14 protein-coding genes are annotated in these 15,344 nt (G+C 71.6%); 3 read left to right on the top strand and 11 right to left on the bottom strand.

Going from position 1 to position 15,344, the window contains the following annotated elements; all coding sequences use genetic code 11:
- Window positions 1-96: 96 nt before the first annotated feature.
- Genes ABIC28_RS27095 through ABIC28_RS27065 form a run of 7 tightly spaced genes read right to left on the bottom strand, consistent with a single transcriptional unit; the run spans window position 97 to window position 6,897 of the window.
- Window positions 97-804 (bottom strand): class II aldolase/adducin family protein, encoded by a 708-nt coding sequence (locus ABIC28_RS27095; RefSeq protein ID WP_097214034.1) that lies wholly within the window; start codon window positions 802-804, stop codon window positions 97-99.
- 29 nt (window positions 805-833) lie between these two features.
- Complete coding sequence (locus ABIC28_RS27090) at window positions 834-2,021, bottom strand: LLM class flavin-dependent oxidoreductase (protein WP_245221010.1); 1,188 nt, start codon at window positions 2,019-2,021, stop codon at window positions 834-836.
- The gene (locus tag ABIC28_RS27085; RefSeq protein WP_209927138.1) at window positions 2,018-3,118 is read right to left on the bottom strand and encodes an LLM class flavin-dependent oxidoreductase; all 1,101 of its coding nucleotides are present in this window, start codon (window positions 3,116-3,118) and stop codon (window positions 2,018-2,020) included. Before ABIC28_RS27085 ends, ABIC28_RS27090 begins: the two co-directional genes overlap by 4 nt.
- Entirely contained in the window at window positions 3,115-4,161 is a 1,047-nt protein-coding gene (locus tag ABIC28_RS27080; RefSeq protein ID WP_209927139.1) for an ABC transporter substrate-binding protein, read from the bottom strand. Before ABIC28_RS27080 ends, ABIC28_RS27085 begins: the two co-directional genes overlap by 4 nt.
- A 9-nt stretch (window positions 4,162-4,170) precedes the next feature.
- Window positions 4,171-4,971, bottom strand: coding sequence for an ABC transporter ATP-binding protein (locus ABIC28_RS27075; RefSeq protein ID WP_209927141.1), 801 nt, complete (start codon window positions 4,969-4,971; stop codon window positions 4,171-4,173).
- A complete protein-coding gene (locus ABIC28_RS27070; protein ID WP_097214031.1) occupies window positions 4,968-5,828 on the bottom strand; it encodes an ABC transporter permease in 861 nt (286 codons plus the stop codon). Before ABIC28_RS27070 ends, ABIC28_RS27075 begins: the two co-directional genes overlap by 4 nt.
- A 1-nt stretch (window position 5,829) precedes the next feature.
- Window positions 5,830-6,897, bottom strand: a complete 1,068-nt coding sequence (locus ABIC28_RS27065; RefSeq protein WP_097214030.1) for an NrtA/SsuA/CpmA family ABC transporter substrate-binding protein — start codon at window positions 6,895-6,897, stop codon at window positions 5,830-5,832.
- A 205-nt stretch (window positions 6,898-7,102) separates the two neighbouring features.
- Between ABIC28_RS27065 and ABIC28_RS27060 the strand changes: the two genes are divergently transcribed.
- Window positions 7,103-7,870, top strand: coding sequence for an IclR family transcriptional regulator (locus ABIC28_RS27060; protein WP_269589989.1), 768 nt, complete (start codon window positions 7,103-7,105; stop codon window positions 7,868-7,870).
- Between the two features lie 16 nt (window positions 7,871-7,886).
- Here ABIC28_RS27060 and ABIC28_RS27055 read toward each other — a convergent pair whose 3' ends face one another.
- The 3 genes from ABIC28_RS27055 to ABIC28_RS27045 form a co-directional block, all read right to left on the bottom strand.
- Window positions 7,887-8,990, bottom strand: coding sequence for a serine hydrolase domain-containing protein (locus tag ABIC28_RS27055; protein WP_354581791.1), 1,104 nt, complete (start codon window positions 8,988-8,990; stop codon window positions 7,887-7,889).
- A gap of 139 nt (window positions 8,991-9,129) precedes the next feature.
- On the bottom strand, window positions 9,130-9,768 hold the full coding sequence (locus ABIC28_RS27050; RefSeq protein ID WP_027502323.1) for a response regulator: 639 nt from the start codon (window positions 9,766-9,768) through the stop codon (window positions 9,130-9,132).
- A gap of 46 nt (window positions 9,769-9,814) precedes the next feature.
- On the bottom strand, window positions 9,815-11,065 hold the full coding sequence (locus ABIC28_RS27045) for a sensor histidine kinase (protein WP_209927142.1): 1,251 nt from the start codon (window positions 11,063-11,065) through the stop codon (window positions 9,815-9,817).
- A 110-nt stretch (window positions 11,066-11,175) separates the two neighbouring features.
- Between ABIC28_RS27045 and ABIC28_RS27040 the strand changes: the two genes are divergently transcribed.
- Both ABIC28_RS27040 and ABIC28_RS27035 read left to right on the top strand, forming a co-directional pair.
- Window positions 11,176-11,928: an ABC transporter ATP-binding protein gene (locus ABIC28_RS27040; RefSeq protein ID WP_097214028.1), complete on the top strand. Its 753-nt coding sequence runs from the start codon at window positions 11,176-11,178 to the stop codon at window positions 11,926-11,928.
- A gap of 4 nt (window positions 11,929-11,932) precedes the next feature.
- Complete coding sequence (locus ABIC28_RS27035; RefSeq protein WP_097214027.1) at window positions 11,933-14,422, top strand: FtsX-like permease family protein; 2,490 nt, start codon at window positions 11,933-11,935, stop codon at window positions 14,420-14,422.
- 61 nt (window positions 14,423-14,483) lie between these two features.
- On the opposite strand, the gene ABIC28_RS27030 is transcribed toward ABIC28_RS27035, so the two are convergent.
- Complete coding sequence (locus ABIC28_RS27030) at window positions 14,484-15,305, bottom strand: class II glutamine amidotransferase (protein WP_209927143.1); 822 nt, start codon at window positions 15,303-15,305, stop codon at window positions 14,484-14,486.
- Window positions 15,306-15,344: the final 39 nt, after the last annotated feature.

Below are 15,344 nucleotides of genomic sequence, written 5' to 3'. Positions count from 1 at the left end.
GGCGTGGCTGCACACCTACAATCACCACCGGCAACACTCCGCCATCGGCAGGAACGTTCCCTTCAGCCGCTTGACCAACGTCCCTGGGCAGTACACCTAGACGAGTCCGCGGCGGCGGGCCTCGTCGACCAGACCGCTGCGGGACCACTGGGCGACGAGGTTGGTCTTGTCGAACTCGACGGTGCCGCCGACGGACTCGCCGATGGCCTGGTACTGGGCGCCCTCCTCGAGCAGCACCACGAACTTGGCCAGCTCGAGCAGGCCCGCGCGGCCGATCACGTTGACGCCGCCGTTGGCCTCGAAGATCGCGACCAGGTCGGGGTCGCGGACCAGCTCGCCGAGGATGAACTCGCCCGCGCCGATGCTGCGGTCGATGTGCGGCGGGATCTCGCGGGACAGGGTGAGCCGCTGCGAGGCCGCGTACCGGATCGGCAGGCTCTTGTGGGTCTGCGCGAAGCCGCCGAGCCACGGGGTGTGCACGTGCACGATCGAGGTGATCTCCTGGTGCTCACGGAACACCTTGGCGTAGCCGGTGACGAAGCCGGCGGAGCCGCGGCCGGAGAGCACCTCGCCGTCGAAGGTCGCGACGACGGGCTCGATGGTGCGGTCGTCGGCCCAGGGCCCGGGCTCGTTGAGGGCGACGGCGATCTCCTCGCCGGGCACCCGCTCGACGAAGTTGACGGTGCCGTTGGCGGAGACGGTGCCGGTCTCGCGGAAGACGCGGAACGCCTTCTCGGCGTCGCGGGTGGCGCTCGCGACGAAGGCGGCGACGGTCTCGCTGATACGGGATTCGGTGGTGGTCATGGGTTTCTCCTGGTGAAGTTCGAAATTGGTCAGGGGGTGAGGAGCCGTGCGTGGTTGTCGAGTCCCTGGACTCGTGAAGCGCGCACGGGCGGCGGAGCCGCCTGGAGCAGCGGGAGGACCTCCTCGCCGACGCGATAGGCCTCCTCGAGGTGCGGGTTGCCCGCGAGGATGAACGCGTCGACGCCGAGCTCGCGCAGCTCGTCGAGCCGCTGCGCGACCTGCTCGTAGCTGCCGACCAGGCCGAAGGCTGGACCGCCGCGGATCAGGCTGAACCCGGCCCAGACGTTCGGCTGCACCTCGAGATCGCGGTAGCCGGTGATGGTCTCCGGCACCCAGCCCTTGATCCTGGCCGCGCCGACGGAGTCACCCTGGGCGGCCCGGTTGGCGGCCGCGCGGTCGACGAACGCCCAGCCCTTCTCCACCTCGGCCCAAGCGGCCTCCTCGGTGTGCCGGGCGACGACGTCGATCCGGACCGCGAACTTCGGTGTGCGGCCCAGCTTCTCCGCGTGGGTGCGGACGCCATCGAACTTGGCGCGTAGGTCGCCGAAGGGTTCGAGCCAGGACAGGTAGTAGTCGCTGTGCAGCCCGGCGGCCCCGACCGCGGCGGCCGACGAACCCGAGAAGTAGACCTCCGGGAACGGCTGGCCTGCCAGCCCGGGCGGCAGCGCGGCCCCCTCGGTCTGGAAGAACCGGCCGTCGTGGTCGTAGGGCTCGCCGTCCCACACGCCGCGCAGCACGTCGAGGAACTCGCTGGTGCGCGCGTACCGGTCGTCGTGGTTCACCTTGTCGCCCCACCACAGCTGCGCCGGTCCCCCGCCGCCGCTGATGATGTTGTAGACGAGCCGGCCGCCGGTGGCCCGCTGCAGGCTCGCCGACATCCGCGCCGCCTGCACGGGATGCAGGAACCCGGGCTGGAAGGCGACCATGAACCGATAGGTGGTGGTCTCGCGGGCCAGCGCCGCCGCCACCGCCCACGGGTCCTCGGTGACCGGGAACGAGGGCAGCAGGCCGCCGAGGAACCCGGCCGACTCCGACGCCTTGGCCACCGCCGCCATGTGGTCGATGTAGCCGTAGCCGTCGAGTTCTCCGCCACGGATCGCGGGCGCGATGTTGCCGGGGCCGTGGCCGTTCGCCTCGCCGCGGTTGTATCGGCGCGGGGTGCGCAGCGACGCGTGGTCGCCCTCCATCCCGATGCGCCAGTAGAAGTCGATGCTCATGCGGTGGCCTCCTGACTCGCCAAGGTGCGTCCGGCCGGATCGACCAGGTGCAGCAGGTGTTCGCCGGTGCGGTGCAGTTCCTCGATGTGCGGGCGGCCGTCGAGCACGAGGCTGTCGACGCCTGCGTCGACGTACTCCGAGAGTCGCTGCGCCACCTGCTCATAGCTGCCGACCAGGCCGATCGGCTGGTCGTAGCCGATCTCGGTGAAGCCGGCCCAGCGCCCGCCACCGAGGTCGAGCGAACGCGCGCCGACACCGTCGTCGTGGACCTCGTGCCACTGCCGCTCGGCGCGGGCCCAGGCCTCCTCCTCGGTTTCGCGGGCGATGATCGGCAGCTCCAGCCCGGCGCGCACCGTGCGGCCCAGTGCCTGCGACCGACTCCGCAGCTCGCGCACCGATGCCGCGATCCCGTCGACGGTCTCGGTGAACAGGTGCACGTCGCCGTGCCGCGCGGACAGCTCGAGCGCCTGCTCCGAGTCCCCGGACAGGTAGACGGTCGGGAAGGGCAGCCCGGCCAGGATGCCGCGGAACCCGCCGTCGATCACGTCGAAGTACTCGCCGTCGAAGTCGAATCCGGTGCCGTTGAATCCGGCTCCTGCGACCGGGGTCTCGTTCCACACCCCGCGCGCGACGGTGAGGAACTCGGCGGCCCGGGTGTACCGGTCCACGCCGGTGACCCGGTCCCCGCGGGCGCGGGCGTCGGCCTCGTCGGTCTCCACCCGCAGCCGCCAGGACAGCCGGGCCCTGGAGAGCCGCTGCAGCGTCGCGGACACCTTCGCCGCGTACACGGGGGTGCCGAAGGAAGGGTGGAACTCGACGATCACGCTCGAGTGCCGGGTGTCGCGCAGGGCGCCGCCTGCGACGATCCACGACTCCTCGCCGAGCGGGTCGTAGGGCGCGAGCACCCCGTCGAGCCCGGAGAGTTCGGCCGCGAGCACCACCTGCGCGAGGTCGTCGAAGGGCCCGAAGTTGCCGGGCCGCACATCGGTCGCGACGGTGGGCACCTGCGGTCCGCCGAAGCCGCCGCGGTTGCGCGAGCCGGGCGACGCGTGCCTGCCGTCCCCCTGCGAGGGCAGCCGCCACAGGAACTCGGTCATGACGGCACCTTTCCGGCGGCCAGCAGCTCCAGCGCCTGCTCCAGGGGCTCACGGGCCACCCAGGATTCGAGGTCGAAGTCGGCGGCCAGGAACCCGTGGGTGTAGAGGAACTGCTTCTGGATCCCGATCAGCTCGACCCGCTCGTCCGACAGCGACGGGTGCAGGTCCTTGTGGAAGCCCTCCTTGTACGCGGCGGCGACTCCCTCGGGACCGGACAGGGTTTCGCGCGCGAGCACCTCGCGGACGCGGTGCAGGTTATCGGCTGCCCAGTCCGCGGCACGCAGGCTCTGGGCGAGGAAGCCGACCACCAGCTCGGGCCGGGACTCGAGCAGGTCGGCGTGCACGGTGATGGGGCGCGGGGTGCCGTTGTTGACCCGCAGCCGCTTCGCGTCGGTGGCGTCGAGGTCCACCGCGGCCCGCAGGCCGTGCTCGCGGGCCACCTCCTGCGCGCGGGCGCCCTTGACGTAGATGGCGTCCACCTCGCCGCGCAGCAGCTCGTCGACACCCCAGGTGGTGCTGCGCCGCCCGTCGCGAACAGCGCTGCGCACCTGCGGGTTCCGCTCGACCTCCACCTCGACCGCGACGACATCGGCGAGGGTGAGCCCGGCCAGGCGGAGCGCGTTCGCGAAGCCGTGCAGCGCCATCGCGCGCGGGAAGCTGCGCGCCTGGTCCTGCGCCCAGGCAGGGATCCCGATCCGCAAGCCCGCCAGGTCGGCGGCGCCGGCGACCGTGGAGTCCGGCCCGACGAGGATGGCCTGAGATTCGTCGATCCAGGTCAGCCCGATCAGCCGGGTCGGCGAGCCCTGCGCGCGGGCCGCGATCGCGGGCACGTTGCCGCCCTCGCGGACCAGGCCGAGCAGCTGATGGTCGAAGTGGCGGACGGCCAGCTCCGGGCCGGCGTCCTGCAGGACGCCCAGGCCGACGCCCGCCTCCGCCGCGGTCTCCCCCAGCCAGCCGAGGCTGTGCGCGAGGCCGCTCGCGGTGGGCACGGGGCAGCGGGTGTACCAGAGGGTGTCGAGGGCGGTGTCGACTACTGCGGTCATCTCGGGCTCCTAAGTGGTTGTGGGGGAAGCGGTGCGGCCGACACCGAGCTCGGTGAGGAACGCGGCGCGGTAGCGGAGGGACTCGGGGTCGGTGCGGTCGCGGGGCCGGGCGAGGTCGATGTCGACGTCCACCGCGAACCTGCCCTCGTTGAGGATCAGCACCCGGTCGGCCAGGCGGACGGCCTCGTCGACGTCGTGCGTGACCAGCAGCACCGCGGGACGGTGCCGGGCCACCAGATCGCCGACCAGATCCTGCATCTGCAGCCGCGTCAGCGCGTCGAGCGCGGCGAACGGCTCGTCGAGCAGTAGCAGCTCGGGCTCGCGGACCAGTGCCCTGGCCAGCGCGACGCGCTGCGCCTCGCCGCCGGACAGGGTGGCCGGCCACTGCCGCGCCTTGGCCTCCAGGTTCACCTCGGCCAGCGAGCGGGCGGCGCGGTCCCGGTTCTGTGCGGTCCGGCGCTGCCCGACGGTGACATTGGCCAGCACCCGCTTGGACGGGATCAGCCGCGGCTCCTGGTAGACGGTGGTGCGCTGCCGGGGAACCAGAATCTCTCCGGCGTCCGGCCTTTCGAGGCCGGTGAGCAGCCGCAACAGCGTCGTCTTGCCGGTGCCGCTCGGACCGAGGAGCACCACGAACTCGCCGCGGTGGATCTCCAGGTCGACGCCGTCCAGCACGGTCTTGTCACCGAACGCCTTGCGGACCCCGCGCAGCGAGACGGCGACGGGCTCGCCCGCCCGCCGGTCGCGGGCCGCCGTCGCGGTGCGTTCCCGCACAGCCAGCGGCGGCAACGCGGTGTCGTTGGCGCTCATCGGACCGCCACCTGTCCCCGCCACGGCATCGCGAACTTCTCGATGACGCGGACGATGCCGTCGAAGATCAGGCCGAGCACCGCGTAGAGCACCACGCACAGCACCATGTAGTCGGTGCGGTTGTACTCCTGCGCCAGCGTCACCAGGTAGCCGATGCCCTCCCTGGTGCCGACCTGTTCGGCGGCGATGAGACCGGTGATGCTGATGGACAGGCAGATTCGCAGCGCCATCAGCACCCCGGGCAGCGCGGCGGGCAGGATCGCGCCGAACACGAGCCGCCATCCCCGCAGGCCGAAGCTCTGGGCGGCCTCGACCATCTTGCGGTCCACGTTGCGGACGCCGAGGTAGGTGTAGGCGTACATCGGGCCGACGGTGGCCACCGCGATCAGCAGCACCTTGAAGGTCTCGTCGATGCCGAACCAGGCGATGAACAGCGGCACCAGCGCCAGGAATGGGATGGCCCGGTTGATCTGCATCGTGGAGTCGATGAGTTCCTCACCGAGGCTGGACAGTCCGGAGAGCACCCCCAACGCCAGGCCGATCAGGACGCCGAAGAACACGCCGACCGCGGCCCGCTTGAAGGAGGCGATGGAGAAGTCGACCAGCTGCCCGGTCTGGTAGAGCTCGGTGAAGGCGCGCCACACCGCGGGCGGTCCGGCGAGGATCTCCTCGGGGATCGCACCGGTGGCCGACCCGATCCACCAGGCCGCGACGATCAGCGCGGGCACCAGGAACCGCAACGGGATCGACACCCAGGCGGGCCGGGCGCGACCCGCGCGGTACCGCGGCGCCTCGAGCTCCAGTGTGGTGGGCCCGCCGCGTTCCTCCCGCGCCCTCGGCGGGCTCAGCAACGCCATGTCAGTTCCCGGTCTTCGTCGGGGCCGACTGGACCTGAGCGGTCGCGTCCACCTTGGACTGCAAGGGGTAGAAGACATCCCCGGCGGTGAGCGCGCGGGTGGTCACCCCGTTCTGGAAGAACAGGTCGGCGACCTCCTGCAGGTCCGCCTCGTCGGCCGCGGTCGGGTAGTGCGGGACCGAGGCCCGGCGGCCGAGATCGACCGCCCGCTCGAGCCGGTCCCCGGACAGCGCCCGCGGGCCCGCCTTCTCGAAGACGTTCTGGTAGTCCTCCGGGTTGCTGCGCTGCCGCTCGGTCAGCGCCTGCAGGGTCTCGAGGTACTTGGCCGCGACGTCGGGGCGCTCCTCGAGGACCGCGGTGCGGAACGCGACGATCGTGTTGTCCTTGGAGTCGATGCTGGCCTCGGTGGCGATCTCGACCACGCCGTCGCGGGCCTTGGCCTCCTGGTACGGGTCGTTGAACGACGCCCACGCGTCCACCTGTCCGGTGGAGAAGGCCGACGCCGCGTCGGACGGCTGCAGTGGCACCCGCTCGACCTGGTCGAACGGGATGTTGGCCCGGCGCAACGCCTTCAGGGTGATGTACTCGCCCTTGCCCGCGGGGTTCACCGCGATGCGCTTGCCGACGAGGTCCTTGACCTCCTTCACCCCCGAGCCAGGGGACGCGATGATGCCGCTCTGGTCCTGGTCGACCGGGTCCGCGACGGCGATGATCCGCACCGCGACGTCCTTGGACAGCGCGCCGACCACCGGGCTGTAAGCACCGCCGGAGACGTCGAGCTGACCGGCGTTGAACAGCTTGAGGTTCGCGCTGAACGCGGGCGGTGCCTTGACCCACTCGACCTTCGCGCCGAGGGGGGCCAGCGCCTCGTCGAACGAGCCGTCCCGCTTGCCGACCGCGAGCGGTCCGGCGTTGCCCGGGTCGGTCACCTTGAGGACAAAGGTGGGCTCGGCGGAGCCGGCGGCGTCTGCGGTGCCTTCGGAATCCGACCCGCAGGCGGCAACCAGGGCGACGACGGGGAGAAGCGCGAGCGCGAGGCGCGCTCGGGGAAGTCGGCGGTTGCGGGACATCGGGGGGCTCCTGTTCGAGAGGCTGATCGATCTACGCCCCGAAAACTAGGCGAGCCAAACCCCATCGACTAGGTATAGTTTTCTGCTGATTGGAAGTATTGACAGACGCCCACTGCAGGATTCGGTCATTCCTCGCCGTTTCAGATCGCAGATTTTCCGAATAGTGGAAAGCGTCCACACCGGCCGCGCGTGTTAGCGTCGCGACGTGGAGACCTCCTCAGACCTCACGCCCCCGGCGACCGGATCCGTGCAGACCGTCGCCCGTGCCCTCTCGGTGCTCGGCTGCTTCCGCGGCGGCGACGAGCTCGGGGTGTCCGAGGTGGCCCGCCTCCAGGGGCTCGCGGTCAGCACAACGCACCGGCTGCTCGCCGCGCTCGTCGACGCCGGCTTCCTCGATAAGGACGCGGACTCGAGCCGGTATCGCCTCGGCGGCGCACTGGCGGAGTACGGCCAGATCGCCTACCGGCAGCACCGCATCTATCTCGCCGAGCCGCACCTCGAGCAGCTCGCCACCACCACCGGCGCGAGCGCGTCGATCGCGACGCGCTACGGCAACGACGCCGTGCTGCTCGGCACCAGCCGGTGGCGGGAGGCCGACGGCCACCAGCTACAGGGCGTCCGGCTGCCGCTGCACGCCAGCGCACTGGGCAAGGCGCTGCTGGCCTGGTCCCTGGTCACCGACGACGAGCTGGGTCGGCTGCCTTACGAAACGGGCACGGCGCGTTCGGTTCCCGGGCCGCAGGAGCTGGGCAAGGAGCTGGCCCTGACCCGCGAGCGGGGCTATGCCTTCAACGACGAGGAGCTGGCCGTCGGCTACCGGACGATCGGCGTCCCGGTTGTCGGCGTGGACGGCCTCGCCCGGTTCGCGCTGGGACTGCGCGGGCCGACCGAGCTGATGATCCCCGAACGGGTGCCCTTCTTCGTCGAGCTGGCCAGGGTCACCGCCCGCGAGATCGCCGCCGTCATGCACTGACGCGCAGTCGTGCGAATCAGCAGAGGGCATGGCTGAGCAGGGCGAGGGTGTCGACCTCCTGCGGCGGCGCCTGGGTGACGGTGATCGCCGCGGCCCGGCCGTCCTCGGTCGCGCCGGAGAGCGTGTGGAACCCCGGGATGTCGCCGGAGTGCCCCCAGAAGACCTTGCCGCACGACAGTGTCGCCGACATCAACCCGAGCCCGTAGGACATGCCGGGCTGATCCATCGGGACGGTGCTGGTCATCGCACCCCAGGACGCCTCCGAGGTGAGCCGGCCCTCCATGAGCGCCCGCAGGAAGGCGGTCAGGTCCGCCCCGCTCGAGACCATCGCGCCGGCTGCCCACGGGCCGGACGGCTCGGTCGCCGTCATCTCGACGATGGTGTCCCCGTCCGCCTCGTAGCCGGACGGGTGGCGTCCGCGGATCTGCTTCTCCCCCGTGCCGGGCAGGTAGGTGTCGGTCAGGCCCAGCGGCCCGGTGATCCGGCTCGCGAGCTCGTCCTCGACCGTGTTCCCGGTGACCTTCTCGACCAGCATTCCGTTCACGAGGTAGTTGGTGTTGGTGTATTTCATCCGCTCGCCCGCGCGGAACTGCGCGGGGTGCGCCATCGCCATGGCGAGCAGATCCTGGCGGGTGAACCGTTCGCCGCTGCCGAGATAGGTCTGTGTGATGCGCGGGTCATCGGAGTACTCGGGCAGCCCGCTGGTGTGCTGGAGCAGCTGCCGGACCGTGATCGCGCCCGGGTCGACGCCCTCCGCGACCAGCGCGCCGGGCAGGTAGCGATCGATGGGGGCATCGAGCTCGATCTTCCCCTCGTCGACCAACTGCATCACGATCGCAGCCACGAATGTCTTGGTGACGCTGCCGATCCGGACCTGTGCGCCGTCCGGGATCTGCTCGGCGGTGACCCGGTCGCCCACCCCGCTGCGCAGCTCCACCGTCTCGCCGGGAACGGACAGGGTGGCCACCGCGCCGCCGACGGTCGAGCGGACCAGTTCGTCCAGGTCGGCCTGTACCGCCGCACGGTTGGGAAAGCTGTTGACCACCACCGGATCCGAGGTGTCCGAGCATCCGGCGAGCAGGAGGACCGAGATACCGACCGCGATCGCAGCAGATTTCATACCCCGACCCTATGGTGCGAGAACCGTTCGGCGCATCCGGATTTACCCTGATATCGCCCCCGAACGGCAGACCCGCCCGTGAGTCCTTCTGGCCCGCAGGGGGACCAGAAGGACTCACGGGCGGCGAAGCCGCAACCGCTCAGCCGCGCAGGTAGGCCAGCACCGCCAGCACCCGTCGATGCCCGCTGTCGGACGCGGACAACCCGAGCTTGGCGAAGATGTTGCCGATGTGTTTGCTCACCGCGGTCTCGCTGACCACGAGCCGGCCTGCGATGGTGCCGTTGTCCAGGCCCTCGGCCATCAGGCCGAGCACCTCGGACTCGCGCGGGGTCAGTGAGCGGATCGGGTCGTCCGACCGCCTGCGGCTCATCAGCTGCGAGATCACCTCGGGATCCATCACCGTGCCGCCCGCCGCGACCCGGCGCAGCGCGTCGGTGAACTCGGCGACACGGCCGACGCGTTCCTTGAGCAGGTACCCCATCCCGTTCGCGCCCTCGGCGAGCAGCCGACCCGCGTACCGGTCCTCCACGTACGCGGAGAGCACCAGCACAGGGAACCCCGGCCTGCGCCGTCGCGCCTCCTCGGCCGCCTTGAGCCCCTCGTTGGTGAAGGTCGGTGGCATCCGGACGTCCAGCACCGCGGCGTCCGCGGAGTCCAGCACCTCCAGGAAGGACTCGGCGTTGTCCACCGCGGCGACGACCTCGAAGCCCTCCCCGCGCAGCAACAGCGCGAGGCCCTCCCGAAGGAGTGCGTCATCCTCAGCGATCACGATCCGCACGGCGCCTCCAGTCTCATGGTGAACCGACGGTAGCCCACGGCTGCCCTCACGCCCCGCACGGCAGTTCCACCGTCAACGACGTCGGGCCGCCCTCGGGGCTGGCCAGTTCCATCGTCCCCTCGAAGGCCTCGGCCCGGCGCCGGATCCCGCTCAGCCCGCCGCCCGCCCGCTCGACCGCTCCGCCGTACCCGTCGTCGGTGATCGTGATCCGCAGCACCTCACCGGAACCCCGGTCCGCCGTATGCAGGCGGACGGTCACCCCGCTCGCTCCGCCGTGCTTTACGACATTGGTCAGTCCCTCGGCCACCACGAAGTACGCAGCCGATTCCACCGCGGCAGGCGCGCGGCGCAGCCCGCCCACGTCCAGCACGCACGGCACCGCGCTCCGGCCCGCCAGCGCCGAGACCGCACCCTCGAGCCCGAGCTCGTCGAGGATCGGCGGGTAGATGTCGTGCACGATGGTGCGCAGGCCCGCGAGCGCGTCGGCGGCCGCGTCCTGGGCCCGAAGCAGCTGCGGCAGGGCCTGTTCCGGGTTCGTCCGCAGCGACCGTTCCGCGATGCCGAGCATCATCACCACCCCGACGAGCCGGTTCTGGGCACCGTCGTGCAGGTCCCGTTCGATCCGGCGGAGCTCGGCGGCGTGCGCGTCGAGGGCGGCCGCGCGGCTCGCGGTCAGCGCGCTCACCCGCTCCACCAGCCGCGATTCCCGGGTCGGCGCCAGCAGCCGCGCGGCCAACCAGCACATCCCGCGCGCCATCAGCGGGGTCAGCCACAGCGACAGCGCGCCGTAAGCGACACCGACCAGCGGCATCGCCGCGGCCCCCCACCACGAGGTCACCGGATAGAGGTTGGTCACCGGCTCGTCGGCAGGCATCATCTGCCAATACGCCGGGATCAGCAGCGAATTGACGGCCGCGGCGGGGAACGCGAGCGCGAACAGGCCCGCGGCGGGAGCGATCAGCGCGTGCACCCCGACCCAGGCGGCGTCGCGCCGGGTCGAGGCCGCGGTCACCAGCCGCCGCAGGTCCTCGAACGTCGGGTCGGCCGGGATCGGCAGGTATCGCTCGGACAGTTCCTCCCCCGAGTACCACCCGGCCCGACGCCGGGCCAGCCCCGTCCACCACCGCAACAGCCCCACCGCCCGGGGCGCCAGCAGCCAGCCAGGCCCGAACAGCAGGAACACCACCAGCACCAGCCCGACGACCAGCAGCGCCATCGACACCATGCCCGCGACGCCCTCCGCCACCAGGTAGCGCAGCGCGCGCCACCAGCTCCGCAGCCGCCCGGTCCTCGCCATGCCCCCAGCATGCCGCACCCCGGCGGAGGTGTCGGTATAGCCAGCCACACCATGGATTCGGTAGCGCGCGGGATCGTCCGCCGACGCTGCCGTCCATAGCGTCGTCATCCATGAGCACACAGGTTCTGAGCCCGCCCGTCGCCGCCCTCCGACTCCAGCAGGTCACCAAGAGGTACGGGTCCGGTCCCGCCGCGGTGACCGCGCTGCGGGGCATCGACCTCACCCTGCCCCGAGGGGCCTTCACCGCCGTGATGGGCCCATCGGGCTCCGGCAAGAGCACCTTCCTGCACTGCGCCGCCGGCCTCGATCAGCCGACCTCGGGGTCCGTGTGGCTCGGCGACACCGACATCTCCCGGCTCAAGTCCAAGGCGCTGACCGTGTTCCGGCGCGATCACGTCGGCTTCGTCTTCCAGGCGTACAACCTGCTGCCCGCGCTCTCGGTGGAGCAGAACATCACCCTGCCGCTGCTGCTCGCGGGCCGCGGCACCGACCCAGGCTGGCTCGACTTCGTCACCGGCGCGGTCGGCCTGGCAGATCTGCGCGGGCGAAGGCCCGCGGAGCTGTCCGGCGGCCAGCAACAGCGGGTCGCGATCGCGCGCGCCCTGGTGACCCGGCCCGATGCCGTGTTCGCCGACGAGCCGACCGGCGCGCTGGATTCGCGGACCGGCCGCCAGGTCCTCGAACTGCTCCACCGCACCGCCGAGGAACTCGGGCAGACCGTGGTCATGGTCACCCACGATCCGATCGCCGCCTCGTACGCGGACCGGGTGCTGTTCCTCGCCGACGGCGCCTTCGTCGGTCACCTGGACCGGCCGAGCGCCCAGCAGGTCGCCGACCACATGACCCACCTCGGGGAGTGGTGACCCGATGAGATCGCTTGCAGGCGCGAACATCCGCGCACACCGAGGCGGTTTCGTCGGCATGTTCGTCGCGGTGCTGTTCGCCTCGATGCTCGTCACCGGGCTCGGGGTCCTCATCGAGTCCGGGATCCGCGGCGGCATCGAGCCGCAGCGCTACGCCGGCGCGGACGTCATCGTCGGCGGCAGGCAGTCGCTCGTGGTCAAGGAGGACGTCGACCAGCCGTTCGCGGAGCGGGCCCCGCTGACCGCGGGCGTCGCGGACGAGCTGGCGTCGGTTCCCGGGGTGGCGCGCGCGGTCCCCGACATCAGCGTTCCGCTCGCGTGGTCGGGCAGGCCGGTGCAGGCGCACGGCTGGGGCTCGGCCGCGCTGACCCCGTACGAGATCCGGGAGGGACGGGCACCGAACGGTCCGGGTGAGGTCGTGGTGGACGACGCCGAGCCCGCCCGCATCGGCGACCGGATCTCGTTGGCGCACGGCGGCATCGCCGACGACTACACCGTGGTCGGGGTGGCGGGCGCGAACCCAACCCCGGACCGGGCCGCGCACGTGTTCCTGTCCGACGGCCAGGTCTCCTCGCTGTCACCGCGTCCGGGCAACGTCGACGTCATCGGGGTCACGGCGGCCGACGGCGTCTCGGCGAACGCGCTGGCCGAACGGATCCGCGAACGAGTGCCCGAGGTCGAGACCTACACCGGACGGGCCCGCGGCGACGCGGAGTTCCTCGACGCGGGCAGTGCGCGTACCGAGCTGGTGATGATCGGCATCTCGTTCGCCGGGACCGCAGTGATGATCGCGATGTTCGTGGTGGCCAGCACCCTGTCGCTGTCGATCGCCCAGCGCAGGCGCGAGTTCGCACTGCTCCGCGCGGTCGGTGCGACTCCGGGTCAGATCCACCGGCTCGTCGGGCGTGAGGTGATGCTGGTCGCGGGCGTCGCCGCGGTCGCGGGCACCGTCCCTGGTTTCGTCCTCGCCGACTACCTCCGGTCTCGCTTCGCGGCGGCCGGACTGCTGCCCGCCGACTTCGCGCTGGCCTTCAGCCCGCTGCCCGCCGTCGCGGCCGTGGCACTGAGCCTGATCACCGCCCGTGCGGCGGCGGCCGTCGCCGCGCGCAGGCCCGCCAGGATCAATCCGGTCGACGCGCTGGCGGAGGCGTCGGCGACCCCGGCCAGGCTCGGCCGCGGGCGGATGGTCACCGGGCAGGTCCTCGGCGCTTCGGGCCTGGTGATCTCGCTGCTGCCCGCCGTTGTCCCGGGTCAGGCGGCGCTGGCGGGCGCCGGGGGCGCCGCTGTCCTGCTGATGATCTCGGTGGGACTGCTGGGACCGCGTCTGGTCAGCGGCGCGGTGGCCGCGTTCGGTGGGCCGCTCCGCCGATCGGGATCGCCGGCCTTGTTCCTGGCGGCCGCGAACACCCGCGGCAACGCCCGCCGCCTCGCCGCCGCCATCACCCCACTCGCCCTGGCGATCGCGATCGGATCGGTACAGATCTTCGTCCAGACCACCGTCGCGGCGGAGGCCGCCACCCAGTCGAGGGAGGGCGTCGTAGCGGACTTCCTCGTCACCGGCACCGGGTCGGGGCTGTCCCCCGCCGTCGTCGACGCGATCGGCCGGACACCCGGCGTCGAGGCGGCGAATCCCGTTGCCCGCAGCCAGGTGTACGTCCCGCGCTTCGACGGCGAGTCCACCACCACCGAGCGGTACGCGGCGCAGGGCATCGACCCGGCCGCGACGGTCGCGACCATGGATCTCCAGGTCGAGTCCGGCAGCCTCGACGCGCTGGCCGGGCGGGACACGGTGGCGCTGAGCAGCGACACCGCCCAGACGCTGGGAGTCGGCGTCGGAGAGACTGCCACGCTGCACCTCGGCGACGGCACCGCGGTCAGCCCGACCGTCGTCGCCACCTACGGGCGCGGACTCGGATTCGGCGATGTCACCTTCGCGAACGAGGTGGTGCGCGCCCACACCACGAGCGGGCTGGACGACAGCATCCTGGTGCGGGCCGAGCCCGGCAGACAATCCGAGGTCGGCGCCGCTTTGGCCGCGGCGGGCTACACCGTCACCGACCGGGACGGGCTCGGCGCGGCGGGCGAATCCGAGCGCAGCGCGCAGTCCTGGACGAGCCTGATCGCGCTGTCGGTGCTGCTGGCCTACCTGGCGGTGGCGGTGGTGAACACCCTCGTGATGGCGACGGCCGAGCGGGGCCGGGAGTTCGCGCTGCTGCGCCTGGTCGGATCGAGCCGCAGGCAGGTGCGCGCGATGATGCGCGCCGAGGCGGTGATGGTGGTGACGATCGCGTCGGTGGTGGGCACGCTGATCGCACTGCCGCCGCTGGTGGGGGTCAGCCTCGGGGTCTCCGGGCAGCCGATCCCCGCCATCTCCCCCGTCACCTACGCCGCGATCATCGCCGCGACGGTGACGCTGGGACTGATCGCGATCGCGATACCGACCCGCGCGAGGCTCCGCGCGGATCCGGTCGCGGCCATCTCCTCCCGGGAGTAGGACCGTCGCGCCCGGCACCCGATGCCGGGCGCGCACGGCCCCGGTTCCACGGGCGTTTGTCTCAGGCGGGTGCGATCGGACGGAACGCGCGGAGCTCGTCCTGTCCCGGCCTGACCACCCCGGCCGAGGACTCCATCACCTCGTTCCACGCGCCCGGCAGGTCACGCAACGGTTCGGAGACCACGAACCGGGTCTCCCCGCCCAACTGATGGAGGACGGGCACCTCCGGGTGCAGATCCCGCAGCCTGGAGATCTCGGTCGAGAAGAACAGCGACCTCGACTGCCTCGCGGTCGAGTAGCGGAAAATCCAGGTGGATTCGCCGTCCGTCGTCGCGACCGTCATCTGGACCGGATCGTCGACCCCGTGGGCCCGGCCGACATCCTCGACGAGACCGACGGCCCGGGCGACGGCGTCGAAGGGGTCGTCGGTGAGGCCGAAGGTCAGCGCGAGGAAGAACAGCGTCTCGGAGTCGGTCGAACCCTCGAGATCGGGAAACAGTGCCGGGTCGATCGCGGTGATCAGGTCGCGCCGGGTCTCGCGGAATCCTCCGAGGGCGCCGTTGTGCATCCACAACCAGCGCCCGTGCCGGAACGGATGGCAGTTGCTGCGCTGCACCGCGGTCCCGGTCGAGGCCCTCACGTGCGCGAAGAGCAGCGGGGTGCGCACGTGGCCGGCGATCTCGCGCAGATTCGAGTCGTTCCAGGCCGGTTCGATGCTCTTGAACACCGCCGGTTCGGTGCCCTCGCCGTACCAGCCGATGCCGAAGCCGTCGCCGTTCGTGGTCGTGGCGCCGAGGCGGGAGTGCAGGCTCTGGTCGATCAGGGAGTGTTCAGGCCGGAACAGCAGGTCCTCCGCGAGGATCGGCTCTCCCGAGTAGGCCATCCACCTACACATGCATCAATTGAAGCACCAAACTCCGCC

Source organism: Rhodococcus sp. PvR044 (genome assembly GCF_040548995.1).
In the GTDB taxonomy this organism is placed as follows: Bacteria; Actinomycetota; Actinomycetes; order Mycobacteriales; family Mycobacteriaceae; genus Rhodococcus_G; species Rhodococcus_G oryzae.
The sequence above is the reverse complement of the archived record's forward strand: the minus strand, read 5'-3'. Positions and strand labels throughout refer to the sequence as shown.